At 74.1% G+C, this 24,941-nt stretch carries 20 protein-coding genes; 13 read left to right on the top strand and 7 right to left on the bottom strand.

The annotated features are described in order from the left end of the window. The 5 genes from ACGFWJ_RS01975 to ACGFWJ_RS01955 all read left to right on the top strand — a co-directional run bounded on the left by ACGFWJ_RS01975 (position 1) and on the right by ACGFWJ_RS01955 (position 5,800). A complete protein-coding gene (locus ACGFWJ_RS01975; RefSeq protein ID WP_073808831.1) occupies positions 1 to 270 on the top strand; it encodes a hypothetical protein in 270 nt (89 codons plus the stop codon). Positions 271 to 341: 71 nt separating this feature from the next. Then, entirely contained in the window at positions 342 to 704 is a 363-nt protein-coding gene (locus ACGFWJ_RS01970; RefSeq protein WP_392944247.1) for a TadE family protein, read from the top strand. Beyond that, on the top strand, positions 701 to 1,144 hold the full coding sequence (locus tag ACGFWJ_RS01965) for a TadE/TadG family type IV pilus assembly protein (protein WP_387634362.1): 444 nt from the start codon (positions 701 to 703) through the stop codon (positions 1,142 to 1,144). Before ACGFWJ_RS01970 ends, ACGFWJ_RS01965 begins: the two co-directional genes overlap by 4 nt. A 70-nt stretch (positions 1,145 to 1,214) precedes the next feature. Next, a complete protein-coding gene (locus ACGFWJ_RS01960) occupies positions 1,215 to 1,610 on the top strand; it encodes a hypothetical protein (RefSeq protein WP_392944244.1) in 396 nt (131 codons plus the stop codon). Beyond that, entirely contained in the window at positions 1,610 to 5,800 is a 4,191-nt protein-coding gene (locus tag ACGFWJ_RS01955; RefSeq protein ID WP_392944242.1) for a BTAD domain-containing putative transcriptional regulator, read from the top strand. Before ACGFWJ_RS01960 ends, ACGFWJ_RS01955 begins: the two co-directional genes overlap by 1 nt. A 25-nt stretch (positions 5,801 to 5,825) precedes the next feature. Here the strand turns inward: ACGFWJ_RS01955 and ACGFWJ_RS01950 are convergent, their stop codons facing one another. From ACGFWJ_RS01950 to ACGFWJ_RS01940, 3 genes are all read right to left on the bottom strand, one after another. Further along, positions 5,826 to 6,965, bottom strand: a complete 1,140-nt coding sequence (locus ACGFWJ_RS01950; RefSeq protein WP_392944240.1) for an alpha/beta hydrolase family protein — start codon at positions 6,963 to 6,965, stop codon at positions 5,826 to 5,828. Positions 6,966 to 7,071: 106 nt separating this feature from the next. Further along, complete coding sequence (locus ACGFWJ_RS01945; protein WP_392944238.1) at positions 7,072 to 8,013, bottom strand: transglutaminase-like domain-containing protein; 942 nt, start codon at positions 8,011 to 8,013, stop codon at positions 7,072 to 7,074. A 275-nt stretch (positions 8,014 to 8,288) separates the two neighbouring features. After that, the gene (locus ACGFWJ_RS01940) at positions 8,289 to 12,323 is read right to left on the bottom strand and encodes a Pls/PosA family non-ribosomal peptide synthetase (RefSeq protein WP_392944236.1); all 4,035 of its coding nucleotides are present in this window, start codon (positions 12,321 to 12,323) and stop codon (positions 8,289 to 8,291) included. Between the two features lie 398 nt (positions 12,324 to 12,721). On the opposite strand from ACGFWJ_RS01940, the gene ACGFWJ_RS01935 reads away from it, so the two are divergent. Together ACGFWJ_RS01935 and ACGFWJ_RS01930 are read left to right on the top strand one after the other, a co-directional pair. Next, positions 12,722 to 13,645 carry a MerR family transcriptional regulator gene (locus ACGFWJ_RS01935; RefSeq protein WP_392944234.1) on the top strand — a complete coding sequence of 308 codons (924 nt, stop codon included), beginning with the start codon at positions 12,722 to 12,724 and terminating at the stop codon, positions 13,643 to 13,645. Between the two features lie 13 nt (positions 13,646 to 13,658). Further along, positions 13,659 to 13,889, top strand: coding sequence for a hypothetical protein (locus tag ACGFWJ_RS01930; protein ID WP_392944232.1), 231 nt, complete (start codon positions 13,659 to 13,661; stop codon positions 13,887 to 13,889). On the opposite strand, the gene ACGFWJ_RS01925 is transcribed toward ACGFWJ_RS01930, so the two are convergent. Further along, positions 13,876 to 15,351: a phospholipase D-like domain-containing protein gene (locus tag ACGFWJ_RS01925; protein ID WP_392944230.1), complete on the bottom strand. Its 1,476-nt coding sequence runs from the start codon at positions 15,349 to 15,351 to the stop codon at positions 13,876 to 13,878. The two genes, ACGFWJ_RS01930 and ACGFWJ_RS01925, sit on opposite strands and share 14 nt — an antisense overlap. 314 nt (positions 15,352 to 15,665) lie before the next feature. Then, positions 15,666 to 16,145, bottom strand: a complete 480-nt coding sequence (locus ACGFWJ_RS01920; RefSeq protein ID WP_387634336.1) for a VOC family protein — start codon at positions 16,143 to 16,145, stop codon at positions 15,666 to 15,668. Positions 16,146 to 16,349: 204 nt separating this feature from the next. Between ACGFWJ_RS01920 and ACGFWJ_RS01915 the strand changes: the two genes are divergently transcribed. Next, a complete protein-coding gene (locus tag ACGFWJ_RS01915; protein ID WP_392944228.1) occupies positions 16,350 to 17,156 on the top strand; it encodes a nucleotidyltransferase domain-containing protein in 807 nt (268 codons plus the stop codon). A 7-nt stretch (positions 17,157 to 17,163) separates the two neighbouring features. Here the strand turns inward: ACGFWJ_RS01915 and ACGFWJ_RS01910 are convergent, their stop codons facing one another. Continuing rightward, on the bottom strand, positions 17,164 to 18,249 hold the full coding sequence (locus ACGFWJ_RS01910) for a hypothetical protein (protein WP_392944226.1): 1,086 nt from the start codon (positions 18,247 to 18,249) through the stop codon (positions 17,164 to 17,166). A 35-nt stretch (positions 18,250 to 18,284) separates the two neighbouring features. Next, positions 18,285 to 18,824, bottom strand: coding sequence for a DUF4240 domain-containing protein (locus ACGFWJ_RS01905; RefSeq protein WP_392944224.1), 540 nt, complete (start codon positions 18,822 to 18,824; stop codon positions 18,285 to 18,287). Between the two features lie 124 nt (positions 18,825 to 18,948). Between ACGFWJ_RS01905 and ACGFWJ_RS01900 the strand changes: the two genes are divergently transcribed. The 5 genes from ACGFWJ_RS01900 (at position 18,949) to ACGFWJ_RS01880 (ending at position 24,913) form a co-directional block, all read left to right on the top strand. Next, complete coding sequence (locus ACGFWJ_RS01900) at positions 18,949 to 19,890, top strand: zinc-binding dehydrogenase (RefSeq protein ID WP_392944222.1); 942 nt, start codon at positions 18,949 to 18,951, stop codon at positions 19,888 to 19,890. Between the two features lie 57 nt (positions 19,891 to 19,947). Further along, positions 19,948 to 20,259, top strand: a complete 312-nt coding sequence (locus ACGFWJ_RS01895) for a hypothetical protein (protein ID WP_387634321.1) — start codon at positions 19,948 to 19,950, stop codon at positions 20,257 to 20,259. A gap of 33 nt (positions 20,260 to 20,292) precedes the next feature. Further along, positions 20,293 to 21,144 (top strand): LysR family transcriptional regulator, encoded by an 852-nt coding sequence (locus ACGFWJ_RS01890; protein ID WP_392944220.1) that lies wholly within the window; start codon positions 20,293 to 20,295, stop codon positions 21,142 to 21,144. A gap of 109 nt (positions 21,145 to 21,253) precedes the next feature. Next, positions 21,254 to 22,297, top strand: coding sequence for a S66 peptidase family protein (locus ACGFWJ_RS01885; RefSeq protein WP_392944218.1), 1,044 nt, complete (start codon positions 21,254 to 21,256; stop codon positions 22,295 to 22,297). 168 nt (positions 22,298 to 22,465) lie between these two features. Continuing rightward, entirely contained in the window at positions 22,466 to 24,913 is a 2,448-nt protein-coding gene (locus tag ACGFWJ_RS01880) for a hypothetical protein (RefSeq protein WP_392944216.1), read from the top strand. The last annotated feature ends 28 nt before the right edge of the window (positions 24,914 to 24,941 follow it).

Here is a 24,941-nt window from a genome sequence, read left to right as displayed (position 1 = left end):
ATGAACCGAATCCGCGCCCTGGCCACGGCAGTTCTGCTGCCGCTGCTGTTCCCCGTCCACCTGCTGCGCCCCGTCCTCGAGTTCCGGCTGGTCAAGCTGCGGGCCGCCCGCGCCTCCGGCGACCGCGGCGCGATCAGCATCGAACTCGCGCTCGCCGTCATCGTGCTGGTCGCCATCGCCGGCGCGGTGGTCTACGCGATCACCCAGCTCGGCACCAACGTGAAGAACAAGATCCCGCAGAACGTGCCGGACGGGGGCCAGGCACCGTGACCTCCCGCCCGCCCCGGTCCGTCGCTTTGACGGTCCGGCAGTTCCGCGGACGCACGCTCGACGCGGGAGCGATGGCGATCAGCCTCGCCATCGTCTTCCCCGCCGTGCTGTTCGTCATCCTCCTGGTCGTTCAGGCCGGACTCTGGTGGTACGCCGACCAGGCCGCGCTGACCGCCGCCCGGGAGGGCGTGGACGCCGGACGCGTCAACGGCGCGCGCGCCGACGACGGGCCGAGGCGGGCCCAGGACTTCACCGACCGGCTCGGCAACCTCGCCCGGCTGGAACACATCGACACCGACAGCGGCGACCCCGACCTGTACCGGCTGTCCGTCACCGTCCACCCCGCGTCCGTGCTGCCGTTCTTCGACCGGCTGACGCTCACCAAGACCGCCAGCGCGCCCCGGGAGAAGTTCGTTCCGCAGGGGCAGCCGTGAGAGACCTTCTTCGGATACGCCGCGACGACCGGGGGTCGTTCGCGATCGAGGCCGCCATCGTGGTGCCCGTGGTGCTCGCCTTCGCGCTGATGGCGGTCGCCGCCGGGCGCGTCCAGAGCACCGGCGCGATCGTCGACGCCGCCGCCCGCTCCGGCGCGCGCGCCGCCTCGCTGGCCCGCACCCCCGAGGGCGCCCGGCAGGCCGCCGCCGACGCGGTCCAACAAGCCCTCGCCGACCGCCGCGTACAGTGCGCGACCGAGCCCGTCGGGGAGCCCGAGTACGGCATCCTGAACACCGACGGAGAACCGCTCACCACCATCACCGTCCGGGTCTCCTGCACCGTCGCGTTCGGCGACCTGATGGAACTCGACGGCCTGCCCGGCCACAAGACGCTCACCGGTACATTCACCTCCGTGGTGGACCGTTACCGGGGAAACTGATCACACCCCAGGGGGAGGGACCGTGAACGAACGAGGCGTGAACTGCCGTGACCGGGGCAGCATTTCGGTCATGGTCGCCGTCACCGCCGTCAGCCTGGTGGCCGTGGTCGGCCTGGTTCTCGACTGCGGCGGACGGCTGCGTGCCGTCGAACGGACCGACGCGCTCGCCCAGGAAGCCGCCCGGGCCGGCGGCCAGCAGCTCGACATCGACGCGCTGCGGGCCGGCCGGGGCTACCGCTTCGACCGGCCCGCCGCCGAACGCGCCGCCACCGCGTACCTGCGCAGCCACGGCATCAAGGGCGCCATCGGCTTCCCGAACCCGAACGACCTGCAAACGTTCAGCGTCACCGTCGAAACGGACTACCCGACCGCGCTGCTCGGCCTGGTCGGCATCACCACACTCCCCGTGCAGGGTCACGGCAAGGCCACCCTGGTACACGGCATCACGGAAGGGACGACCGGCTGATGGCCGCGCGCGGAGCCGACGACCAGCACCGCAAGGGCCGCCCGGGGCGGCGACCGCACCCCGGCGGCACCACGCCCGTTCATCTCGGGCGCCCCGCCCGACGGCGCGGCGCCGGAGGCTCGCTGCTCGCCGCGCTCGGCTCGCTGCTGGCGCTGGCCGTGCTGCTGATCGGCGTGCCCGCCCTGCTCGGCTACGGCACCGCCACCGTCGCCGCCATGGGCAACCCGTTCGGCCGCGGCCTGGTGGAGGCACTCACCAGCCCCGACGACGGCAGCCTGTTCCTGTGGCTGCTGGTCGGCGTCGGCTGGCTCGGCTGGCTGTGCTTCCTGATCTCCGTACTGATCGAGATCCCCGCCCAGCTGCGCGGCCGGGTCGCCCGCCGGCTCCCCGCCTTCGGCTGGAGCCAGCGGATCGCCGCCGGCCTGGTCGGCTCCGTGCTCGCCCTGCTCCCGGTGGCCGGCTCGGCCTTCGCCGCCACCCCCGAACTCGCCGAACGCCCCGCCGCCGTCGCCCAGTTGACGTCCTCCCCGGCGCTCGCCGCACTGCCCGCCGCCGCCCCCGCCGCAGCACCCGACGCCGACCCCCAGCAGCCCACCTACACGGTGCGCGACTCCCGGCCCGCCGACAGCCTGTGGACCATCGCCGAACGCCAACTCGGCTCCGGCGAACGCTGGACGGAGATCGCCAAGCTCAACGCGGGCCGCGCGATGGACGACTCCGGCACCCGCTTCGACGCCGACCGCCCGATCCAGCCCGGCTGGCGGCTGCTGATGCCCGCCGACGCCAAGCCCGACGCCGCGAGTGGTGGCGGGGGCGCCGGGACAGCGGGTGGCGGCGCGACCGTTGGCGGGGGTACCCAGAGTGCCGCCGTCACCCCGCCCGGGCTGACCGCGGCCGCCCACGGCACCGTCACCGTGCACTCCGGCGACTCGCTGTCCGGCATCGCCCAGCGGGAGTTGGGCGACGGCGACCGCTGGCCCGAACTGTTCGACGCCAACAAGGGCGTCACCGCGCCCGACGGCGAGAAGCTCACGAACCCGGACGTGCTCGCGCCCGGCATGGTGCTCACCATGCCCGGGGCGCCGGCAGCCGCCCAGCCGCCTGCGGCGGGGGCGCCCGCGCCGCAGGCCCCGGTGGTGCCGCGCAGCCACGCGCCCGAGCGGCCCGAGCGCGACGACGTGCCCGCCGCCCAGCCGCCTGCCGCCCAGCCGCCTGCGCCCGCGTCGCCCGCTGCGCAGAGCCCGGCTGCGGAGAGTCCGGCTGCGCAGAGCCCTGCCGCGCAGAGCCCCGCTGCGGAGAGCCCCGCGCCCGAGCAGACGCCCGCACCGTCCACCGGCGCCGAGACGCCCGCGCCGCAGGACAGCACGCCCGCCGCCAACCTGCCCGCCGCCCGCGACCAGCAGGCCCGCCACGGCGACGACTACACCGTGCCGCTGGCGGTCTCCACCGTCGGCGTGCTGATGGCCGCCGCGCTGGTCAGCCTGGTCGCCCGCCGCCGCACCGACCAGCAGCGGGCCCGCCGCCCCCGGCACCGGATCGCGCTGCCGTCCGCCCCGGCCGGCCGCTTCGAGGCCGAGCTGAAGGCCCGCCAGAACGACGGCGGACTGGAACTGCTCAACCGCGCGCTGCGCACCCTCGGCCGCAACACCGTCCGCGGCGACAAGCGGCTGCCCGCCCTGGTCGCCGCCCGGATCACCAACGCCGGCACCGTCGAACTGCACCTGGCCGCACCCGCCGTGCCGATCGCCCCGTTCCGGGCCGCGCACGCCCCCAACGTGTGGTGGTGCCCCGACGACTCCAACGAGCTGCTGTCCGCCGGGCAGGCCGCCAAGTACAGCGCCCCCTACCCGGCGCTGGTCACCCTCGGCAACAGCCCGGACGGCTCCACCGTCCTCGCCGACCTGGAGACCGTCCGCCTGGTCCACCTCTCCGGGCACCCCGACGACGCCGACGACGTGCTGCGCACCCTCGCCGTCGAACTCGCCCACAGCCCGCTCGCCGACCGTCTCCACCTGCACCTGGTCGGCATCGCCACCGACCTGCCCGCCGCCGGCCCCGCCACCGACCGGGTCCACCACCACGCCACCCTGGAGGCCGCGCTCGCCGCCCTCGGCCCGCGCACCGCCAAGGCCCGCGCCACCCTGGTCGCCGCCGAGGCCGGCAGCCCCCGCGAGGCCCGCAGCCGGGGCAGCGCCGACGAGGCCTGGGTGCCGGAGATCGTGCTCTCCGCGCAGCCGCCCGCCGGTGGCATCCCCGCCGAACTCGGCCGGCTGCTCGACGGCCGCCCCCGCACCTGCCTGGCCGTCCTCACCCGTGCCCCCGAGCGCGGCGCCGGCCCCGTCGCCCGCTGGACGCTCCCCGCCGTCGGCCAGTCCACCCTGCCCGGCCTGCACCTGAACGTCGAACTCCAGCGCCTGAGCCGCGAACAGTACGACCAGCTCGGCGAACTCGTCCGTGCCTCCGGCGACTTCACCCAGCACCCCGCCCCCGACTGGACCCTCGACGGCCCGCACAACGGCCCCGAGGACGAGGCCGAGATCCCGCTCCCCGCCGTCCCCGCACTGGCCACCGTCGGCGCCGCGATCGCCGCCCACCCCGGACCGCTCGGCTTCGAGTCGGACGGCGGCATGCCCGAGCGCTCCGACAGCTCTCTGGACGCCCGGCTGATCGCCCTGCTCGGCGGACCCGGCGGCGCGGAGCAGCACGCCGCCGAGGCATCGGCGCCGCTGTCGCTGGCCAAGCCCGGCGCCGACGGCGACGCCGACGGCCCGCGCGTGCTGGCCCGGGTCGTGCCCACCGGCAGCAGCCCGTTCGCCGGACTCGTCCCCACCGCGCCCACCAACCCCTACGCCGTCACCCCGGTCACCCCCGTCCCGCCCGCCGAGCCCCGGCACGCCGCCAACGGCCAGGCCCGCAAGGCCACCACGCCGCCGCACGGCACCGCCGTCGACCCGCGGCTCACTGCCTACCCCGTTCCGGTGGACCCCGTTCCGGTGGACTCCGCGCCGCTCGACCACGACCCGGACGCCGCCGACACCGCCGAACTCCCGCCCGTGGAAACGGCGGTGGAGTCGGTGGCGGAGCCCGTGGCGGAGCCTTTGGTGGAGTCGGTGCCGGAACCCGTCGTGGCACCGGAGCCGGACCGCACGGAGTACTTCGAGCTGCCGCCGGCGGAGACCGCCCCGGAACCCACGGCCGGCACCCAGTACTTCGAGCTCCCGCCGGTCGAGACCGCCCCCGCCGTCCCGGCCCCCGCCGCCCAGCCGGTGGTGCCCGAGCCCGCGCCGATCCACGACCAGGCGGAGGCACCCGACCCGCACGCCGCGAGCGCCGCCGCCCGGCCGTCCGCCCGGCCCGGGAGCACCGCCGCCCGGACCGACAGTGACGACCTGCTGGCGATCCTGCGCTCCCCGGAGGCGCACCACCTGCGGTCCGCGCCGCGGATCCGGCTGCTCGGCCCGGTGGACGTCCTCGGGGTGGCGGGCAGCATCGACCCGGCCGCCCGCCCCCGGCTGACCGAGCTCGCCGCGTACCTGGCGCTGCGCCCCGGATCCGAGCACTCGGTGGTCGACCGGGACATCCACCCCGGCGCCGCCCACCTCGACCCGAAGGCCACCGCGGAGCGGCTCGCCGAACCGCTGCCGGTCAAACTCGCCGCGCTGGCCGCCTGGTTGGGCGCCTCCCCGGAGGGCCGCGACTACCTGGCCGCCGAGCCCGCCGAGACGTACACGCTGGCCCCGACGGTCGGCTGCGACTGGGACGAGTTCCGCAGCCTGTACCGGCGCGGCATGCGCTCCACCTCCACCACCGCCGACGCCGCCCTCGCCCACGCCCTCGCCCTGGTCCGCGGCGCCCCGTTCGCCGAGTCCCCGGCCGGGACGTTCGGCTGGGCGGAGACCGAACGCCAGGACATGCTGGCCGCGATCGTCGACACCGCGCACGAACTCGCCGCCCGCCGCCTCCAGTACGGCGACCACCGCACCGCCGAGGCCGCGATCTTCCGCGCCCTCGCCGTCGCCCCCGACGTCGAACTCCTGCACCGCGACCTGTTCTACGCGTACGCCTCGGCCGGCGCCCGTGACCAACTCGTCCGCGCCGTCAACCGCCTCGACGCACTGAGCCGCCGCACCGGCCGCGACCTCGACCCCGACACCGTCGCCCTGCTCCGCGACCTCCTCACCGGAGGCTGAGCGCTGAGGAGTTGAGGCCCCGGTCCTACTGGACGCTCCAGCGGAACTCGATCTCCGGGTACCGCGGGGACGGTCCGTCGAGGATCGGGGCGGGGCAGTCGCGCAGGAAGCGGTCGGCGAAGGCGCGGACGTACGCGCGGGTGAGTTCGGTGGCGCGGGCCGGGGCGAGGGTGCCGAAGAGGCCGGCGTAGACCTCGGGGGGAAGGCGGTCGGCGAGGTGGCCCGGCCCGGCGGCGTGCGGCAGGTCGGTGAAGCTGAGGTGGCCCGTGCCCCGGGTCCGGAGCTGACGCCCCCAGGCCCGGTGGTGCTCGCGCCAGCGCCGCCAGGTGTCATGGTCCTCGAGCGAGGTGAGCAGCAGGAACGGCCGGTCCAGCCCGAGCTCGGGAACGGACGAACCGAACAGGCCGCCGTCGAGGTCGAGACCGATCCGCAGCCGGGAGTCCTGCCGCAGCGCCTCGGCCGCAGCGGCCCCGCCCATGGAGTGGCCGAGCACCCCGATTCGCCCGCCGTCGACCCGGAACGGCAGCCGGCCGCCGGTCAGTTCGTCGACCACGAAGCGCAGATCGCCGACCCGTGCGGCGATCTGCTGCCGGTCCGGGCCGTCGTTGCCCGGCGGATCGTCCGACAACGAGCTGTACACCACCCGGCCGTCCGGGAACTCCACGGCGGTGGCGTCGTAGGTGTGGTCAATGGCCGCGACGAGGTAGCCGTGCGCGGCCAACTCCTCCGCCAGCGCCGTGCAGTTGCTGCGCCCACCCTTCCGCCCGTGCCCGAACAGCAGCAGCGGCAGCGGGCCCGGGTGGACGGGGGCGCCGGCGTGGGCGGTGGGCCGGATCCGCGACAACGTGCCCGGGTCCATCAGCAGAAAACCTTCGAGCGCGGCCGCGACCCGCGGGGTCGTGTACGACGCCCGGGCCAGGCCGGCGGTACCGCGCGCCGGGTACCAGAACTGCACCATCAACTCGCGTGCCCCGGAGGCGGGTTCGAACGGGTCCGGCCGGCCGCGGTCGACCAGGTGCAGACTGACGGTACCGACCGGCCGGCCGACAGTCGGCGAGGGCAGGTCGATGGGCTGCGGCGAATCCGCCAGGGCAGGCCCGGCCGGCAGCAGGGCGGCGGCCCCGCCCAGACCGGCGAGAGCGAACAGTGAGCGACGCTTGATCATGTGCCATCCTTGGCGACTCGGCTGTCGGGTCCGGCCAGCGTAGGCCGAGGGTGCCGCCAAGTTGTAGAGGGCGCAACGGAGTTGGCCTGTTACGCCCGCGACCTCCTCACCGGAGGCCGAGCGGGGTCCGGCGCAGGGTCGCTTCGCGCGGGCCGTTGAAGGGCGCCAGGGACAGCACCGTCCTCGGCGCCCGCAGTCCGTCGTGCTGTGTGAAGAGCGCCCGCGCGGCGTCGAACGGCACGTCGTCGGCGGCCAGGAGTGCGGCCCGGTCGTAGAGTTCACGTATCGCGGCGGTGAGGTCTGCGTCGTTGTCCGCCCCCGCGCCCCAGACGTCCCACAGCAGCGTCTCGACCTTGTTCAGCGCCGCGAGATCCAGCCGGACGCACCCCGCGACGAACCACTCCCCGCACATCGGCCCCACCTGCGGCGGGTGCAGCCCGAACGCCTTCGGGTCGGCCTCGCCCGCTCGGACGGCCTGCCAGACCTTGCCCGCGACCTGAAAACGCTCGCGCGGAACGTCCATCGGGTCGAAGTCGAGGTTCCACGCGGCTGCGATCGCCGGGTCGGCCGCTTGGGGGTCGGCGAGCAGCCAGCCCCGCTCGCTGTCCCAGTACTCGGTCACCATGTGATCGGCGTGGAAGCCGTCCGTGCCGAGGTAGTCGGCGAAGCCGTACCGCACGCGGGCCGGGATGCCCGCGTGGCGCAGGAACGAGCAGTGCAGCAACGCGAAGTCGCGGCAGACGCCGACGAATCGGTCGCCGGTGGCACGCGGCTGCGTCAGCGGGGCGTCGTTCCGCTCGAGGATCAGCCGGAGGATGTCGTCGAGGTAGCGGGTTTCGGCGTCGTTGTGGAGACGGTCCTGGGGGAGGGTGAAACGGAACTGCCCGCCCTCCAGGCGGTGGATCATCAAGTCGCGTGCGATGCGGGCGAGTTCGGCGGGATCGGTGGGAAGTCCGGCGTAGCGCGGGGCGAGGTCGCCGGGGTCGGAGAAGGCGCTCTGCTCGGTGTAGAAGGCGGTGGCGTCGGCGGCGAGACGGGCGGATGGCATGGCTGGACTCCCGGAAGGCTTCGGTCGTATGTTCGATTGCCGGGCCGGCGCGCCTCACGGTGTCAAAATTTCCCGGAATTTGTCCAGACGCGAGATGCCCTTCCGTTCCCCAGCTCGCCCGCGACCGCCTGCCCGGTCAGTGGGTCTCCAACGGGTCGGCCGGGGTGAGGAGTTCGGCGAGGGGGGTGCCGGTACGGGCGGGCGATGTTTCGCACCTTGCGGTGTGGAACGTCGCCCGCCCGTGGATTTCCGCTTCGCGTTCGGGAGTTACCGGCTCAACGTGCGGCCGGCCTGGCTCCGGCGCGGTGCCTCGGGGTCTGGCGGCGAACCGGTGGCCGGCGTTCGTGGGTCTGCTGGGGCGGGCCGGTCGGGTGTGGGGTCGGCCAGGCGGCGACCGGGTTGCCGATCCATCGGGTGCTTGCCGGGAGAGACTCGCCGCGCATGGCCAGGGAGGCCCCGCCGATCGAGGCGCCGGCGCCGATCGTGGCGCCGGGCAGCACGATGGAGTTGGGTCCGAGGGTGGCACCTTCGTCCAGCTTCACGGTGCCGAGCCGCATCACCCGGTCGTGGAACAGGTGGGTCTGCAGCACGGTGCCCCGGTTGACGCTGGCGCCGGGGCCGACGGTGACCAGGTCGGCCTCCGGCAGCCAGTGCGTCTCGCACCAGGCGCCGCGGCCGATCTTGGCGCCGAGGCTGCGCAGCCACAGGTTGAGGTAGGGCGTGCCGAGCAGGGTCCGGCCGCCCCAGGGCATGGCCAGTTCCTCGACGAAGGTGTCGTAGAGCTCGTTGCGCCAGACGAAGCTGGACCAGAGCGGGTGTTCGCCGCTGCGGAAGCGGCCGACCAGCAGCCATTTGGCGAGTGTGGTGACCAGGCAGGCGGCCAGGGTCGCGCCGGCCAGCACGATTCCGCCGACGGCCAGCGCCGCGGCCAGGCCGTCCCGGTCGATGACTTCCTGGAGCGCGCCGAAGACCAGGTCGCCCAGGATCACCGTGAGCACCACCGGCAGCAGCCGGCACAGTTCCACGCCGGCCCGGGCCAGCATCAGCCGGCGCGGCGGGTCGTAGGTGCGTCCCTCGTCGGCCTGGTCGGCCACCCGGGGCAGTTCGATGCCGGGCCGGCCGAGCCAGGACGAGCCGGGCGCGGCCTTGGCGGGCGCGTCGGAGAGCACCCCGACCAGGGCCCGGTCGGGCAGCTCGCGGTCGGCGCCGACGATGCCGGAGTTGCCGACGAAGGCCCGCCGGCCGACGTGGGACGGGCCGACCCGCAGCCAGCCGCCGCGCACCTCGAACGGGGCGATCAGGGTGTCGTCGGCGAGGAAGGCGCCGTCGTCCACGGACATCTGACCGGGCAGTGCCAGCACCGTGGAGGCCTCCACCCGGCTGCCGATCCTGGCCCCGAGCAGCCGCAGCCAGACCGGGGTGAAGAGGCTGGCGTAGAACGGGAAGAGGGTGCGGCGGGCGGTGTCCATCAGCCGGTTGACGGCCCAGACGCACCAGGCGACCTTGCCGTGCGCCGGGTGGTGGCCGGGCTTGATCGGCACGCTGAGGATCCGGATCAGCAGCACCAGCAGCAGCGCGTAGACCGCCAGCGTCATGACCGTCAACTCGAGGCTGAAGGACACGAGTTGGAGCATCGCGCTGCCGAGCGTGCGGTCGGTGTCGAGCATCGGGTAGAGCACCAGCAGCCCGGGTACGGCGGCGAGCAGCGGCAGCAGGGTGAAGCCGAACAGGCCGAGGCCGTAGGCGAGGTTCCAGAAGCCCCCGCGGCGGCGGGCCCGGCCCGCGGCGGGCCAGGGTTCGCCCGGTTCGCTGCTGGGGCGGGCGGGCGTCCCGTGGTAGCGCTGCCCGGCCGGGACGGCGTCGAGCACGCAGCTGCCGGGGGCGACCTCGGCGGCGGCGCCGATCCGGGCACCGGGCATCAGGGTGGCCCGGGCGCCGATCCGGGCGCCGGCGCCGATCTCGATCGAGCCGATGTGCAGCAGGTCGCCGTCCAGCCACCAGCCGGCCAGGTCCACGCCCGGTTCCACCGAGCAGTCGGCGCCGAAGCGGGCCAGGCCGGTGATCGGCGGCAGGGCGTGCAGGTGGGCGCCCCGGCCGACCTCGCAGCCGAGCAACCGGGCGTAGTGCCGGGCCCACGGGGTGCCGATCAGGTCGCCGGCGCCGAACGCCACGGCGGCCCGCTCGGCGGCCCAGAGCCGCAGGTGGACCAGGCCGCCGCGGGGGTAGCTGCCGGGGCGCAGCCGGGCGGTGAGCAGCCGGGCGCCGAGGGTGGTCAGCAGTAGCCGGCCGATGGAGCTGGAGAACAGCAGCAGGCCGGTGATGATCAGCCACCAGGGGGTGCGCGGGGCCCAGTCGAGCCGGCCGCCCATCAGGTTGTCGACCCCGGCGACGGCGAGTACCCAGCGCACGCTGGTGACGGTGTAGAGGACGGCGAGCACCAGGGTCTGGCCGATCGCGGCCCGGCGCGGGGTGCGGCGGACCTGGCGCTGCCGGTCGGGTCCGCTGTCCTGGCCGTCCAGTACGGCGGCGAGCTCCGGTCCGCTGTCCTGGCCGTCCAGTGCGGCGGCGAGGTCGGCGAGCACCGGGTTGGCGTACAGGTCGGCGACCGAGAGGCCGGGGAACCTGGCGCGCAGCACCGAGATCAGCCGGGCCGCGACCAGGCTGGAGCCGCCGAGCGCGAAGAAGTCGCTGTCGGCCCGGACCGGCAGGCCGAGGGTGGCCTCCCACTGTTCGGCGAGCCAGCCGGCGGTGCCGGTGAGTGGGGCCCGGTCGCCGCCGTCGCCCTGGCCGAGGCCGGGCAGCGGCCAGGGCAGGGCGTTGCGGTCGACCTTGCCGGAGGTCTTGGTGGGCAGCTGGTCGACGACGGCGAGCAGCGGGACGAGGGCGGCCGGCAGACGTTCCTGCAGGAGTTTGCGGGCCAGGGTGAGGTCGGGATCCACCCCGGGGTGCGGCACCAGGTAGCCGACCAGCAGTTGGGTGCCGGCCGGGTTGGTGCGTACGGCCGCGGCGGCGGCCCGGATTCCGGGCAGCGCCTGGAGTGCGGCGTCCACCTCGCCGAGTTCGATCCGCCGGCCGCCGAGCTTGACCTGCTCGTCGGCGCGGCCGACGAAGATCAGGCCGCGCGGGTCGGCGACCACCAGGTCGCCGCTGCGGTAGACCCGCCCGCCGGGCAGCGCGGGGTGGGCGGTGAACTTCTCCGCGTCCTTGGCCGGGTCCAGGTAGCGGGCGGTGCCGATGCCGCCGATCAGCAGTTCGCCGGTCTCGCCCCAGCCGACCGGGTGCCCGGCCTCGTTGACGACGGCAAGCTGCCAGCCGTCCAGCGGGGCGCCGATCCGCACCGGTTCGCCGGGCAGCATCCGGGCGGCGGTGGCGACCACGGTGGTCTCGGTGGGGCCGTAGGTGTTCCAGAACTCGCGGTGCGGGGCGGCGATCCGGTGCACCAGGTCGGGCGGGCAGGCCTCGCCGCCGACGATGATCAGCCGGACCCGGTCCAGGCACTCCTGGGGCCAGAGCGCGAGCAGGGTGGGCACGGTGGAGATCGCCGTGATGGCGCGCTCGACCAGCCAGGGGCCGAGGTCCGTGCCGGCCTTGACCAGCGAGCGCGGGGCCGGGACCAGGCAGGCGCCGTGACGCCAGGCCAGCCACATCTCCTCGCAGGAGGCGTCGAAGGCGACCGAGAGGCCGGCCAGCACCCGGTCGCCCCGACCGAGCGGGTGCTGCTGGAGGAAGATCCGCGCCTCGGCGTCCACGAAGGCGGCGGCGGAGCGGTGGGTGACCGCCACGCCCTTGGGGCGGCCGGTGGTGCCGGAGGTGAAGATGATCCAGGCGTCGTCGTCCGGCGACGGCCCGGCGGCCCGGCCGGCGGGCGGGACGGCCCCGTTCAGGGCGACCTGCCGGCCGGCGCCGATCACGGCGCAGACCCGGGCGTCCTGCCAGATCATCTCGGCCCGCTCGTCGGGGTCGTCGGCGTCCACCGGCACGTAGGCGGCGCCGGCGGCGAGCACCGCGAGGATCGAGACGTACAGGTCGGCGGAGCCGGAGGGGACTCGGACGCCGACCCGGTCGCCGGCGCCGATCCCCCGTTGGTTGAGCCAGTTCGCCAGGGTGCTCACCTCGTGGAGCAGCGCCTGGTAGTCGAGCACCGCGCCGCCGGCGTCCAGGGCCGGGGCCCGGGGAAACGCCTGTGCGGTGGCGATCAGGATGTCGAGCAGGGTGCGCGCCTGGGGCACCGGGGTCAGGGGCCAGACGGCGACCTCACGAGCGGACCGGTGCGGATGCGCGGTGGGCACCGGGTCGTGGCTCGCAGCCATGGGGTATCTCCTCGAGTCGCTGAACTGCCGAATACGAACTGACGGGGCCGAGTACCGTAGCGGAACAACGGCACGCGATCTTCCGGGACGGACAGCGCGCTCATTCACATTGCCTGAAGCCGGCGCTCCCCGCGCACGCAAGCGTGGAATCAAAGCAATTTCTCATCCGAGCCGGAAGACTCGGCGGTGGGGTGGCGGCCGTCACATGTGAATCAGGGCTTAATGGGTGATAAACCCTTAATAAAATATGGCCGGAAACCTTAAAGAAACTCCAAGTGACCTGCGCCACAAGATCCATTCGTGTAGTGAGCATCTCTCCCAAAGCTGAAAGGGCTCACGGTGGGAAGTACGGGTGCCGGGTTGCTCCTCCCGTAGGGGGAGGGGCCAGAGTGGGCGGCATGACAGGCGACACGCGCTACTCGATCGGTGAACTGGCCCGGCGGGCCGGGCTGACGGTCAAGACCGTTCGGTTCTACGCGGATCGGGGCATCGTGCCGCCGACCGGCCGTACCCCGGCCGGGCACCGCTGGTACGGCGCCGAGGCCGTCGCGCGGCTGGAGTTGGTGCGGACGCTGCGCGAGCTGGGGCTCGGGCTTCCGACGATCCGGCAGGTGGTGGACCGGGAGCTGTCGCTGGGCGACGTCGCGGCGGCGCACGCCGAGGCGCTGGACGTGCAGATCCGGACGCTGCGGTTGCGGCGGGCGGTGCTGACGGCGGTGGCCAGGCGCGGGGCAACCCCTGAGGAGATGGATCTCATGCACAGACTGGCCACGCTCTCCGAGGCCGAACGGCGAAGGCTGGTCGGGGAGTTCCTCGATGCCGTCTTCGGTGACGTCGGCCCCGCCCCGGAGTTCGCCGGGGTCATGCGCTCGCTGACCCCGGAGCTGCCCGAGGAGCCGAACACCGAACAGGTCGAGGCGTGGGTGGAGTTGGCGGAGCTCGCCCAGGACCGGGAATTCCAGGCGGCCGTACGGGAGTTGGCGCGGCAGCACGCTGCGGATCAGGGCCCGGCCGCGCCGCGCAGGGACCCGGTCGCGCTGGTCCGTGACCGGGTCGGGCCGGCCCTGGACCTCGACCCCGCCTCCGCGCAGGCCGATCCGGTGGTCGCGGCCGTCACCGCCCAGTACGCCGAGCTCCGGGGCCGCCCGGACGACGCCGAGCTGCGCCGACAGTTGCTGGCCAGGCTGGAGGCCGCGAACGATCCGCGCCGCGAGCGCTACCTGCGGCTGCTCGCGGTGATCAACGGCTGGACGCCCCCGGAGAGTTCGGCCCCGGCCCTCGCCTGGTTCGCCCGGGCCCTGGCCGTCCGCATCCCGGCCTGACACACTGCTGCGCATGCGTCTTACCGACAACGGAGCCGTTGCGGCCTCGCGGCTCGTCCTGATCGACGAGTTCGAGACCGACGACGGCTACGCCTTCGTCCTGAACCGCCCGCTGTTCCTGGCCACCGAGGACCGGGTCGAGCTCACCGGCCCCCGGCCGGCCGTGGTGCGGGCGGACGGGAACCGGTACCCGCTGGAGGGGAGTTGGGAGACCCGGTGCTGGTGGAGCTTCAGGAGACGTTGAGGGCCAGGTCGTCGAGGACGAACGAGGTCTGCTTCTGGTAGTCCTCGACACCGGTGAAGGTCAGCGTGACGCTCTGGCCCGCGTAGGCGGAGAGGTCGACGGTGTGCTGGGTGTAGCCGGTGTTGTGGTCGAGGTTGGAGTGGGTGGCGACGGTGGTGCCGTTGGCGGTGACGGTGAGCTTGTCGTAGGCGGTGGTGGTGCTGGTCTCGGCGGTGTCGACGTGCAGCCAGTAGCTGAGCGTCGCGGTGCACCCGGCGGGGACGGTGACGGTCTGGGTGAGCGTCTCGGTGTGGGCGGTGCCGTAGCCGTCCAGCCAGACGTCCCAACTGCCGGTGTGGGCGGGCTCGGTGCTGGTGTTGTTGAGGGTGCCGGCGGTGCCCGTCCAGGGAGCCAGGGCCCCGGTCTCGAAGCCGGGGTTGCCGAGCAGTTGGGCCGCCGTGCAGCCGCCGGTGGGCGGCGGGGTGGTGCCGCCGGTGCTCGGGACGCGGTTGAAGTCGGCGGTGAAGGTGGACTCGATGCCGGAGATCACCGCCGGGTCGGCGATGATCAGGCCGAGTTCGCGGTTGTGGTTGAGCGAGTTGTCGGAGAAGTTCTCCGACCCGGCGAACACCTTCGCGCTCGAGGTGCCGTAGTCCGCGACGATCGCCTTCGCGTGCACGTAGAAGCCGGTGCTGCTGGTGTACGTGGTGACCTTCCCACCCGCCGCGGTGACCTGGTTGAACTGCGCGGTGTACTTGGCGGAGGTGTCCTCGGCGACCACCCGCACCGTCACACCGCGCTGTTCGGCGGCGACGATCGCGTTGACCAGCGCGGCGTCGCCGAACTCCTCCTGCTCGACGTCCAGGCTGTGCTGGGCGCCGTTGATCAGCGCGAGCAGCCGGTTCTGGGAGTCGGTGGGCGACCACACCAGGTCGGTGCCGTCGGACGGGGTGATGGCGGTGTGCGCGTAGTCCGCGTTGAAGACCTGCTCGATCGCGGCGACGTCGGCCGGGTCGGTGTCGAGCACGCCGTAGTCGCGGGAGGTGGCGTAGTAGGTGGTGTCGAAGTTGCCGGTGGAGATGTACGACTTGGCGCCGTCCACCGTGATGGTCTTCTGGTGGGTGTAGGTGAACGAGGAGGACGAGTAGACGACGCTCACCCCGCCGGCGGTCAGCGCGTTGTACGCGGCGCTGTTGACCGTGCTGTGGTTGGGGTCCATCACCACCCGGACGGTCACGCCGGCCTTCTGGCGGTTCACCAGCGCCGTGGTGAGGTTGGTGTCGCGCAGCTCGTAGATGGTCACGTCGACCGACTTGGTGGCCGAGTTCACCAGGTTGTAGATCGCGTTCTCGCCCTGGTCGGGCAGGACCACCAGCGTGTAGGTGCCGGTGGCGGCGTGCCCGGCGGTGACGGGGGCCAGCGCGGTGGCGGCAACGGTGGCACCGGCGGCGAGGGTGCGCAGCAGGCGGCGGGTGAGACTCATGGCGGGGCTCCAGCAGTCCGGTGCACGTACGGAAGTGACGCGCGTAGCGCCGCCCAGTAAGACACGCCCTGACGGCCGATCAGAAGGGGCTGGACATGACAGGCCGCTGAACAGGAATACTTTTACCGGGACCCTGCAAACCGTTGACCGGACGGGCCGTCACGCGTTCGGACGGGCCATCACGCGTTCGAACCCGCCGCCCGCCGCCCGCCGCCCGCCGCCCGCCGCCCGCCGCCTGCCGCCCGCAGCCTGCCGCCCGCAGCCTGCCGCCCGCCGCTGCCGGGCCGACGTGGCCGCCGCCTGCTGCCCGTGGGTCACCGGCCGTCGGCCGCGGCCTCCAACGCGGGGAGGTCTAGCTTGGTCATGGCGAGCATCGCGGTCATCGCCCGGTTCGCCCGCTCCGGATCGGGGTCCTCCAGCAGCTCGATCATCCGGCGCGGCACGATCTGCCAGGACAGGCCGAAGCGGTCCTTCAGCCACCCGCACTGGCCGGGCTGCCCGCCGTCCGCCGTCAGCAGCTCCCAGTAGCGGTCGACCTCGGCCTGGTCCTCGCAGTCCACCTGGAGCGAGATCGCCTCGTTGAAGGTGAACATCGGCCCGCCGTTCAGCGCCCGGTACTCCCGGCCGAACAGTTCGAACGACACCAGCATCACGCTGCCCGCCGGGCCCGGACCGGCCTCCGAGTACCGCTTCACGCCGGTCACCCGGGCATCCCGGAACACCGACACGTAGAACTCGGCCGCCTGCTCGGCCTGGTTGTCGAACCACAGGAACGTGCTGATCTTCTCCGCCATCGGGGCGCACCTTTCGTCGCCGGCTCTTGCCGCCGGCTTTCGTCGCTGGTCAGGGCCTTGTTCACCCGACGCTAGCCCCGCAGGCGCGGCGAACCCGGGCGGCGCGCCACGGCGGGCATCGCGGGGCGGAGGCGGCACGCCGCAGCGGCGACGCGGGGCGCGAAAGCGGGACGAGCGGGCGGGCGCCGTGCCAGAGTCGGGGCCATGACGCCCTCGGATCCCGTCGCCGCCCTGCCCACCGCCGCCGAACAGGCCGCCAACGACCCGGCCCAACGCGCCCTCGCCGCACCGCTGTTGGCCGAGTTCACCGCCCGCCTGCACGCCGCGACCCCCGTCACCGCGCTGTGGGTGCACGGCTCGCTGGCGCTCGGCGACTACCGGCACGGCCGCAGCGACCTCGACCTGATCGCCGTCCTGCCGACCGCGCCGGACGCCCGGCTGCGCACCGAACTGTCCGTGCTGCACGAGGAGTTGATCGCCGAGCGGCCGGGCGCGGAGAAGCTGCACTGCACCTACCTGCCGCAGGACGCGCTCGCCGACCCGGCCGCCGACCACTTCACCTTCGCCCAGGGCGAGCCGATGGACCGGCCGGTCACCGTCATCACCCGGCGTGAACTCCTGGACGGCGGCCTGCGGTTGGCCGGCGTCGCCCCGGACGTGCTGCTTCCGCCGGTCGGCGACCCGGAGCTGCACGCGCACCTCCGCGCCGACCTGCGCACCTACTGGTACCCGGTGACCGACCGCCCCGGGCCGTGGCAGCACGACATCTGGGTGGACTTCGGGCCGATCACCGCCGCCCGCGCCACCATCGCGCTGCGCGAGAGCCGCCTGGTCACCAAGCGCGAGGCGATCGCCCAACTCCCGCCCCTGGGCGCCCCGTCGGAGCTGGTCGCGGACATCGTCGCCCGGCGCTACGGCACGCCGCTGCCGATCACCGCCGACGAACGTGACCAACGCGCCGAGCAGGCCCGGCAGTTCACCCGGACTGCGATCGAACGGGCGCTGGAGTGACGGGAGTTCAGCCGAGGTCGGCGAGTGCGTGGAGCAGCGGGCGGTAGCCGTCGTCCGGGTCGGTGCGGTCGCGCAGGCAGCTCTGGACGGCGGCGGTCAGCTCCAGTCGCGGGCCGATCCGGCGGTCGATCCGGGCCACCGCCAACTGGCGCACGGTGACGGGGTCGACGTCCAGGTTCGCGCGCAGCGGGAGCCAGCGGGCGCCCCGGGCTCGGCAGCCGGTTTCGCCGAGGTACCAGAGGGCGCAGTCGAAGACCGGGTCGTCGAACAGGCGGTGCGAGTGGGGGAGCACCGTCAGTCCGTGCCGCAGCGACGCCTCCAGGACGTCCAGCTTGTCGTCCAGGCCGAGGGCGCGGACGCGCTGCCGCAGGACCTCCTCGAGCATCTCCAACGAGCTCTCGGAGAAGTCGAGTTCAGCCTCCCGGCCGGTGGCCCGCGCCCAGAGCGGGAACGCCTCCTCGCGCACCGCCAGCCAGTGGGCAAGGTCCTGGCCGGGCCGCCCGGGGTCGAGCACCCCGGGCGCGTCGGGCCGGGGACGGCTGCCCGGATTCTGCGGGGGGCGGATGCGGGCCAGCTCCAGGGCCCGTTCGACCGCCGGCTCCCAGAACGCGTAGCCCTCCGGCGTCTCCGTCAGCGGGTAGGTCGAAGCCGGGTCGGCCACCGCGACCACCAGGTCGATCGGGGCGCAGAGCGGGAAGTCGTCCTCGCACAACTCCTCGGCCTCGGCCAGCTCTTCCGCCTCCTCCTCGTCCAGCGCCTCCCGCGGCAGTTGAACCAACGGATGGATCTCCCTGCCCAGGAAGGGGCGCGGCTCGGGCGAACACTGCCACAGCGCGCCGTAGTTGCGGACGTGCACCTCGCCGAGGTACCACGCCGCCGCGGTCAGGAAGGTCCCGTTCCAGTCCGCGTCCGCCTGCTCCCGGTCCGGGTACCGCTCGCGGATCACCCGCTCCAGCCGGGCCAGCGAGTCCGTGCCGAAGTCCCAGCCCCCGCCGGTGAGTTCGGCCCAGGCGGGGAACGCCTCCCGTCCGGCGGCCAGCCAGTCGTTCAACCGGGGGTTGTCGCGCCACGCGGGGTCTTCGATGGTGGTCATGGGGGTCGAGAGTAGGCGAACCGGCTGACAGCCAGTCAGGAAGCGAACAGCGCGGTGAGTTTCGGCAGGCGGGCCGCGGTCTGCTCGGCCGTCCAGAGTTCGCCCTCCGGTTCGGCGTTCAGCGGGCTCTCGTGGCCCTGGGCGAGCAGCGACTCCTCCAGGCCGTCCTCCTCGCCCGTCAGCTCCTCCCAGGCCTGCGCGGCGCAGTAGTCGAGCGCCTCCCAGTCGGGCACGAAGCGCTCGGCCCGGGCGGCCAGGGCGCGGAACTCGGGAAGGTCGGCGAGGGCGTCCGGGTCGTGCACGGCGAGCCGGTGGGCGTCGCGGCCGAGGCCGATCAGCCAGGCGTGGAAGTACCAGAGGGTGTCGTCACTCAGGAAGCCCGGCCCGACCAGCTTCGCCAGCGCGACCGTGGCCATGGTGTCCAGCGGGGCCCGCACCTCGTCCAGGCGCAGCTGGAACTCCCGCACCTCGTCCGGCGGGAGCTGCGCCAGCCGCTCGGTCAGCTGTTCGGCGCGGTCGCACGGCGAAGTGGCCCGGGTCGACTCCACCAGCTCCCAGAAAGCGTTCACGTTCATGCCCGGCATGCTCGCACGCCGCCAGGACACTCCCGGCGGGCGGCCCTTGACCTCAAGAGCGCTTGAACTTGCAGGATGGGCCCCGGCGGCCGGGACGTCCGGCCGAACGAGGAGGGGAGAGGCGATGCGGGCGGTGTGGCTGCGGGAGTTCGGCGGGCCGGAGGTCCTGGTACCGGGCGAGGCGCCCGACCCGGTGGCGGGGGAGGGGCAGGTCCTGATCGACGTCGCGCACGCCAACCTGACCTTCGTCGAGACCCAGTTCCGCGCCACCGGGTTCGGGCCGTTCACCGGCGCACTGCCGATGATCCCCGGCAACGGCGTCGGCGGCACCGTCGCCGCCGTCGGCCCCGGCGTCGACACCGCGCTGCTCGGACGCCGCGTCATCTCCACCACCGGCGGCAGCGGCGGCTACGCGGAACGCGCCGCCGTCCCCGCCGCCGGCCTGCACCTCGTCCCCGACGCGCTCAACCTGGACGACGCCACCGCGCTCCTCGCCGACGGCCGCACCGCCCGCATGCTGCTGGACACCGCCGCACCCGCCGCCGGCGCCCGCGTCCTGGTACTCGCCGCCGCCGGCGGCGTCGGCACCCTGCTCGTCCAACTCGCCACCAACGCCGGCCTGCACGTCGTCGCCGCGGCCGGCGGCCCCGCCAAACTCGCCCTGGCCTCCGAACTCGGCGCCGCCGAAACCCTCGACTACCTGCGCCCCGACTGGACCGCCGGCACCGCCCCCGTCGACCTCGTCCTCGACGGCGTCGGCGGCACCCTCGGCCGCACCGCCACCACCCTGCTCCGCCCCGGCGGCCACCTCCTCAGCTACGGTCTGTCCGGCGGCAGTTGGACCGACCTCCCGCCCGCCGAGATCGAGGCCCGCCGCCTCACCGTCCTCACCCTGCGCCCCACCCCCGACACCATCCGCGCCGCCACCACCGCCGTCCTCGCCGACGCCGCCGCGCACCGGCTGCGCCCGGTCATCGGCCGCCGCTTCCCGCTCGCCGCGGCGGCGGACGCCCACCGCGCGATCGAGTCGCGGGCCACGCTCGGCAAGACCCTGCTGGACGTGTAGGCGGGGCGCGCTCGTCCGCCCCGACCGGGATACTGGCCACCTCATGAAGGGGTGGACGTGACCGAGCCGATCGCCGGGTGGATCCTGGCCCACAACCTGCGTGCCTTCCTGGAGTTGGTCTCCCACTACGCCGGGTACGCCTTCGACGCGACGGACTGGGAGACCGTCGAGCTCGGCGTCCGGGACACCGACGACGAGGACCCCGACGCCTGGTACTCGTATCCGCTCGTCGGCTCGGCCGCCACCCTGGACGCCGAACTCGCCCACTCCGTCGGCACCGAGGTGCTGATGGTGACCGTCTCCGGAGCCGGGGACCGCGAACTGCGGCTGCGGATCGACACCTTGCTGACCGCCTTCGCGAGCGTCTGATCCCGGTCGATGCCGCGTGGGTATCGTGGCGGTGTGGAGCTACGGACCTTGCGCTACTTCGTGGCGGTCGCCGAGGAACTCCACTTCGGCCGGGCCGCCAACCGACTGCACATGAGCCAGCCGCCGCTGAGTCGGGCGATCAAGCAACTGGAGGCCGAGGTCGGGGCGTTGCTGCTCACCCGCTCGCCCATGGGGGTCGCGCTCACTCCGGTGGGCTCGGTGCTGCTCGAGGAGGCGCGGGCCCTGCTCGACCACGCCGACCGGGTCCGGGGGCGGGTGAGCGCGGCGGCCGGCGGCGCGACGCTCACCATCGGGATCCTGGGCGACGGCGCCGACCCGGGGGTGGCCAGGCTGGCCGCCGCCTACCGCCGGCGTCACCCCGGCACCGAGATCCGGGTCCGCGACACCGATCTGACCGACCCGACCTGCGGGTTGCGGGCCGGGCTGGTGGACGTCGCGCTGACCCGGGCGCCGTTCGACGAGACCGCGCTGACGGTGCGTGCGCTGCGGGCCGACCCGGTCGGCGTGGTCCTGCGCGCCGACGATCCCCTGGCCTGCCGCGAGGGGCTGCGGCCGGCCGAGCTGGCCGACCGCCGCTGGTTCCAGTTCCCGCCGGGCACCCACCCCCGCTGGCAGTCGTACTGGCACGGCGGCGAGCCACGCGAGGGCCCGGTGGTGCGGGCCGTCCAGGAGTGCCTGCAGGCCGTGCTGTGGAACGGCACCGTCGGCCTGGCGCCGCTCGGACACGAGCTGCCCGCGGAGCTGGCCGTGGTGCCGCTGACAGACATGCCGCCGAGCCGGGTGGTGGCCGTGTGGAACGAGGGCGACACCAACCCGTTGATCCGTTCCTTCGTCGAGATCGCGACAGCCGCGTACCGTCGCTGAACTTCAGCCGGGAGGTCGGCAGTTGGGTCGAGCTTCATCGGGTGGCGTCCTCGCGGGCCGGGCGGAAATGCGGTCGTGGCGGGCCCGAGGGCTTCGTTAGCATCGCGACATGTCAGATCAACCGATGTACGCCCCAAAGCCCCGGCCCGGTGACCGGGTCGCCGTGCTCTCGCCTTCGTTCGCCGGGCCGGGCATGTTCCCGTTGCCCTACGAGCTCGGACTGCGCCGCCTGCGCGAGCAGTTCGGGCTGGAGCCGGTCGAATACCCGACCACCCGCAAGCTCGGGGCGAGCCCGCAGGAGAGGGCCGCCGATGTGCACGCGGCGTTCACCGATCCGAGTGTGACGGCGATCCTGGCCAGCATCGGCGGCGAGGACCAGATCAGCGTGATCCCGCACCTGGACGGGGAGTTGATCCGGGCGCACGCCAAGCCGTTCTTCGGGTTCAGCGACAACACCAACCTGCTGGACTTCCTGTGGCGGCACGGCGTCGTCTCCTATCACGGCGGCGCCGTGATGACCGAGTTCGGCCGGCCCGGCGCACTGGACCCGCTCACCGAGGCCTCGCTGCGCGCCGCGCTGTTCGAACGCGGCGAGTTCGAGCTGCGCGAGGCCGAGGACGTCAGCACCGAACTCGGCCGCTGGGAGGACCCGGCCACCTTCGAACGGATGCCCGCGAGCGAGCCCGCCACCGGCACCCACTGGACCCGCTCGGACCGAGTGGTCGAAGGCGTCAGCTGGGGCGGCAACCTGGAGATCCTGCACTGGATGGCCGCCGCCGACCGCCTGCTGCCCGTCGAGGCGTACGCGGGCTGCGTGCTGGTCCTTGAGACGTCCGAGGAGATGCCCTCCGGCACCGAGGTGTTCCGGACGCTCCGCAACCTCGGTGAACGCGGCCTGCTGCGCCAGTTCCCGGCGGTGCTGTTCGGCCGCGCCATGGCCTGGTCGTTCGAGCAGCCCAACAACGCCGAGCAGCGCGCCCGGTACCGCGCCGAGCAGCGCGAAGGCGCCCTGCGCGCCCTCGACACGTACGCGCCGGACACCATGGCCGTGTTCGACGTGGATCTCGGCCACACCTCGCCGCAGCAGGTGATCCCGTACGGCGGCCTGATCCGGGTCGACGGACCGGCCCGCCGCATCACCGTCACCTACTGAGTCCGCCCGCGGCCCGCGACCGGCACCCTCGCCGACCAGCGCGGGTCGCGGCGGGTCCGACACCCTCGCCGACCAGCGCGGGTCGCGGCGGGTCCGGCCACCCGCCCTGGCCCGGCCACCCGCCGAGCACGTATCGTGTCCGGGATCGGAAATGTGGTGCCGGGCACCATGGCGAACGGGCACGACGTCGCGCAGGCGGCGGACGGGGGCGGTGACCTGACGGTGGCTGATGTGGCATCGACGACGGGAGACGGGCCGGCGGCAGCCGACCTGGAGGACACCTTCAAGCTGCCGACCCAGCCTGCGGGCCCGAAACAGGGCACCGAACCACCGCCCGCCAACGACCCGTTCGCCACCTCCGTCAACCTACGGGTCAACACGTCGCCCCCGGACCTCACCCCCGGCGGCAACCGGAACGGCGCGCCCACCGCGACCCCGGCCGGCGGCACGCCCGTGCCGCCGCCGCCCGCGACGCCGCCCGCGCCGGTCAGCACCGGCTGGACGAGCATGATCCCGGTGATCACCGCCGACATGCCGCCGCCCGCCGCGCCCGCCCCCGTCCAGGCACCGGGTGCCGCGTCAACTCCCGCACCCGTCACCGGCATCGGCCGCGGCCTGCGCGGCCGCATCCTGGTGATCGAGGGCGGCTACGGCGGCGGCCGCCGCTGGGGCCGCGGCGGCGCCGCGCACGCCTCCGTACTGTCCGCCGCACTGGCCGGCGTCGCCCCGCAGATCATGCTCTCCGCCGACCAGGTCGACGCCGTCCACCTGCCCGGCGCCAACGACCCGCAGACGGTCCTCGCCCACCTGCGCGCCGCCGCCCGCCACCCCGGGCCGCTGCTGATCCACCTCGGCGGCCACCTGGTCACCGACCGGCGCGGCGACCAGATGTACCTGTCGCTGCGCGAGAACAAGGCGTCCGAGAGCCTGCCCTGGAGTGCTCTCGCCACCGAACTGCGGCACCGCGTCAACGAGTTCGACACCCTGGTGATCGGCGACCTGAGCGCCGACCCGGTGCTGTGGCCGCAACTCGCCTCCGCCGCCGGCCAACAGCTCAGCGAGGGCGTGCCGTTGTGGGCCGTGGTCAACCACGACCCCGACCAGCTCGGCACCTTCACCCGCGCGCTGATCGAGACCCTGCACCGCGGCCGCCCCGGCGCCGAGCAGCTGCTCACCCCCGAGCTCGTGCGCCAGCAGGTCCACTCGGTGCTGCGCTCCGACACCGTGGTGATCACCGCGCACCCCGGCGACCGGCCGTGGTTCCGCAACACTTCCCGGCAGATCGGCCCCGCCGACCCCGCCACCACCCGGCCCACCCCACCGCCGGCCCCGACCGCCCCGCCCGCCTCCTCCGCCGCACGCCCTGCCGAACCGGCCCGGCCCCGGATGGCCCCCGGCTGGACGCCGCGTGTCCTGGTCTCGCTGCGCAAGGCCGGCGTCCCCGCGACGCCCGCCCGGCGTCGGATGATCGTCTCGCTGGTGCGCGGTGTGCCGATGGTTCCGGCGGACGCGCCGCTGGTTTCGGCGGACACGCCTCTGGTTCCGGCGGACACGCCGCTGGTCGACCTCGGCAAGTCGGCTGGCCTGCCCGCCGCGCCCGAGCCCGTCGTCCGCCTCGGCAAGGACCTCCCCGCCGACACCGCCACCACGCCGCTGGTCAAGCTCGCCAAGTCCGAGCCCGCACCGGCCGATCCGTACGCCGTGCAGTTCGCCAAGGCCGCGCCTGCGCCTGTGCCCGCGCCCGCGCCGGGGTCTGTGCCTGCGCCTGCGCCTGTGCCCGCGCCCGCGCCTGTGCCCGAGCCCGTGCTCATGCCAGTGCCGGATCTGGTGCCCGAACCGGCCGAGGACCGGCCGTGGTTCGACCCGCTGGCGTCGACCGTCCCGCTGCCCGGCGGGAGCGCGCTGGCCACCACCCTGCCGCTGCCCGACCTCGAGGCGACGGCCCCGATGGTGCCGCTGGAGAAGGCCCAACCGCCCGTCCAGCACGACCCGTTGGCGGCCACCGTGCCCCTGAAGAAGCGTCAACCGCCGCTCCAGCACGACCCGTTGGCGACGACGGTGCCACTGGAGATGACGGCTCCCGCCCCCGCCCCTGCCTCCGCGGTCGTGCCGGTTGCCGCAACTGCGCCCGCTGCCCCGGCCGTTGCGGTCGAGCAGGCCCCGCCGACCGACTACATGGAGGCGATCGGCCAGATCGTCCGGGCCGCCGAGGCCGGCGACCACGCCACCGCGGCGGCGCTCGCGCTCGCCCTGGAGAACAAGGCGGTCGCCGTGCACGGCAGCCTCGCCCCGGCGGTGCTCCAGGTCCGGCAGGTCCGCGCGCACGTCTCCCGGGTGGCCGGACTGCCCGTGCTGGCGGCCGAGTTGTACCGCCAGGTCGCCACCGCGATGCTCCAGACCGAGGGCCCCGAGCACCCCGAGACCCAGCGCGCCGCCACCAACGCCGAGGCGTGCTGGCGCGCCGTCAAGGACCCGGCCGAGGCGATCCGCATCGCCCCCGAGATCATCGAGCTCCGCGCCCACCTGCCCGGCCCCGACGGCCGCAAGCTGCGCGCCGCCGAACGCTACCTGCAGAAGCTCGCCGATGCGAAGGCCGGTGCCGCAGCAGGTAGTTGACGATCCATCAGCCTTCGATGGACCACAA

The organism is Kitasatospora sp. NPDC048407 (assembly GCF_043200475.1).
In the GTDB taxonomy this organism is placed as follows: domain Bacteria; phylum Actinomycetota; class Actinomycetes; order Streptomycetales; family Streptomycetaceae; genus Kitasatospora.
This window is presented reverse-complemented; position numbering and strand designations above follow the sequence as displayed.

Bases quoted from the DNA above. Each gene is read 5' to 3' on its own strand.
- ACGFWJ_RS01975 (WP_073808831.1), top strand. From the start codon at position 1: ATGAACCGAATCCGCGCCCTGGCCACGGCAGTTCTGCTGCCGCTGCTG.
- ACGFWJ_RS01970 (WP_392944247.1), top strand. From the start codon at position 342: ATGGCGATCAGCCTCGCCATCGTCTTCCCCGCCGTGCTGTTCGTCATC.
- ACGFWJ_RS01960 (WP_392944244.1), top strand. From the start codon at position 1,215: ATGGTCGCCGTCACCGCCGTCAGCCTGGTGGCCGTGGTCGGCCTGGTT.
- ACGFWJ_RS01955 (WP_392944242.1), top strand. From the start codon at position 1,610: ATGGCCGCGCGCGGAGCCGACGACCAGCACCGCAAGGGCCGCCCGGGG.
- ACGFWJ_RS01950 (WP_392944240.1), bottom strand. From the start codon at position 6,965: ATGATCAAGCGTCGCTCACTGTTCGCTCTCGCCGGTCTGGGCGGGGCC.
- ACGFWJ_RS01945 (WP_392944238.1), bottom strand. From the start codon at position 8,013: ATGCCATCCGCCCGTCTCGCCGCCGACGCCACCGCCTTCTACACCGAG.
- ACGFWJ_RS01940 (WP_392944236.1), bottom strand. From the start codon at position 12,323: ATGGCTGCGAGCCACGACCCGGTGCCCACCGCGCATCCGCACCGGTCC.
- ACGFWJ_RS01935 (WP_392944234.1), top strand. From the start codon at position 12,722: ATGACAGGCGACACGCGCTACTCGATCGGTGAACTGGCCCGGCGGGCC.
- ACGFWJ_RS01930 (WP_392944232.1), top strand. From the start codon at position 13,659: ATGCGTCTTACCGACAACGGAGCCGTTGCGGCCTCGCGGCTCGTCCTG.
- ACGFWJ_RS01925 (WP_392944230.1), bottom strand. From the start codon at position 15,351: ATGAGTCTCACCCGCCGCCTGCTGCGCACCCTCGCCGCCGGTGCCACC.
- ACGFWJ_RS01920 (WP_387634336.1), bottom strand. From the start codon at position 16,145: ATGGCGGAGAAGATCAGCACGTTCCTGTGGTTCGACAACCAGGCCGAG.
- ACGFWJ_RS01915 (WP_392944228.1), top strand. From the start codon at position 16,350: ATGACGCCCTCGGATCCCGTCGCCGCCCTGCCCACCGCCGCCGAACAG.
- ACGFWJ_RS01910 (WP_392944226.1), bottom strand. From the start codon at position 18,249: ATGACCACCATCGAAGACCCCGCGTGGCGCGACAACCCCCGGTTGAAC.
- ACGFWJ_RS01905 (WP_392944224.1), bottom strand. From the start codon at position 18,824: ATGAACGTGAACGCTTTCTGGGAGCTGGTGGAGTCGACCCGGGCCACT.
- ACGFWJ_RS01900 (WP_392944222.1), top strand. From the start codon at position 18,949: ATGCGGGCGGTGTGGCTGCGGGAGTTCGGCGGGCCGGAGGTCCTGGTA.
- ACGFWJ_RS01885 (WP_392944218.1), top strand. From the start codon at position 21,254: ATGTCAGATCAACCGATGTACGCCCCAAAGCCCCGGCCCGGTGACCGG.
- ACGFWJ_RS01880 (WP_392944216.1), top strand. From the start codon at position 22,466: ATGGCGAACGGGCACGACGTCGCGCAGGCGGCGGACGGGGGCGGTGAC.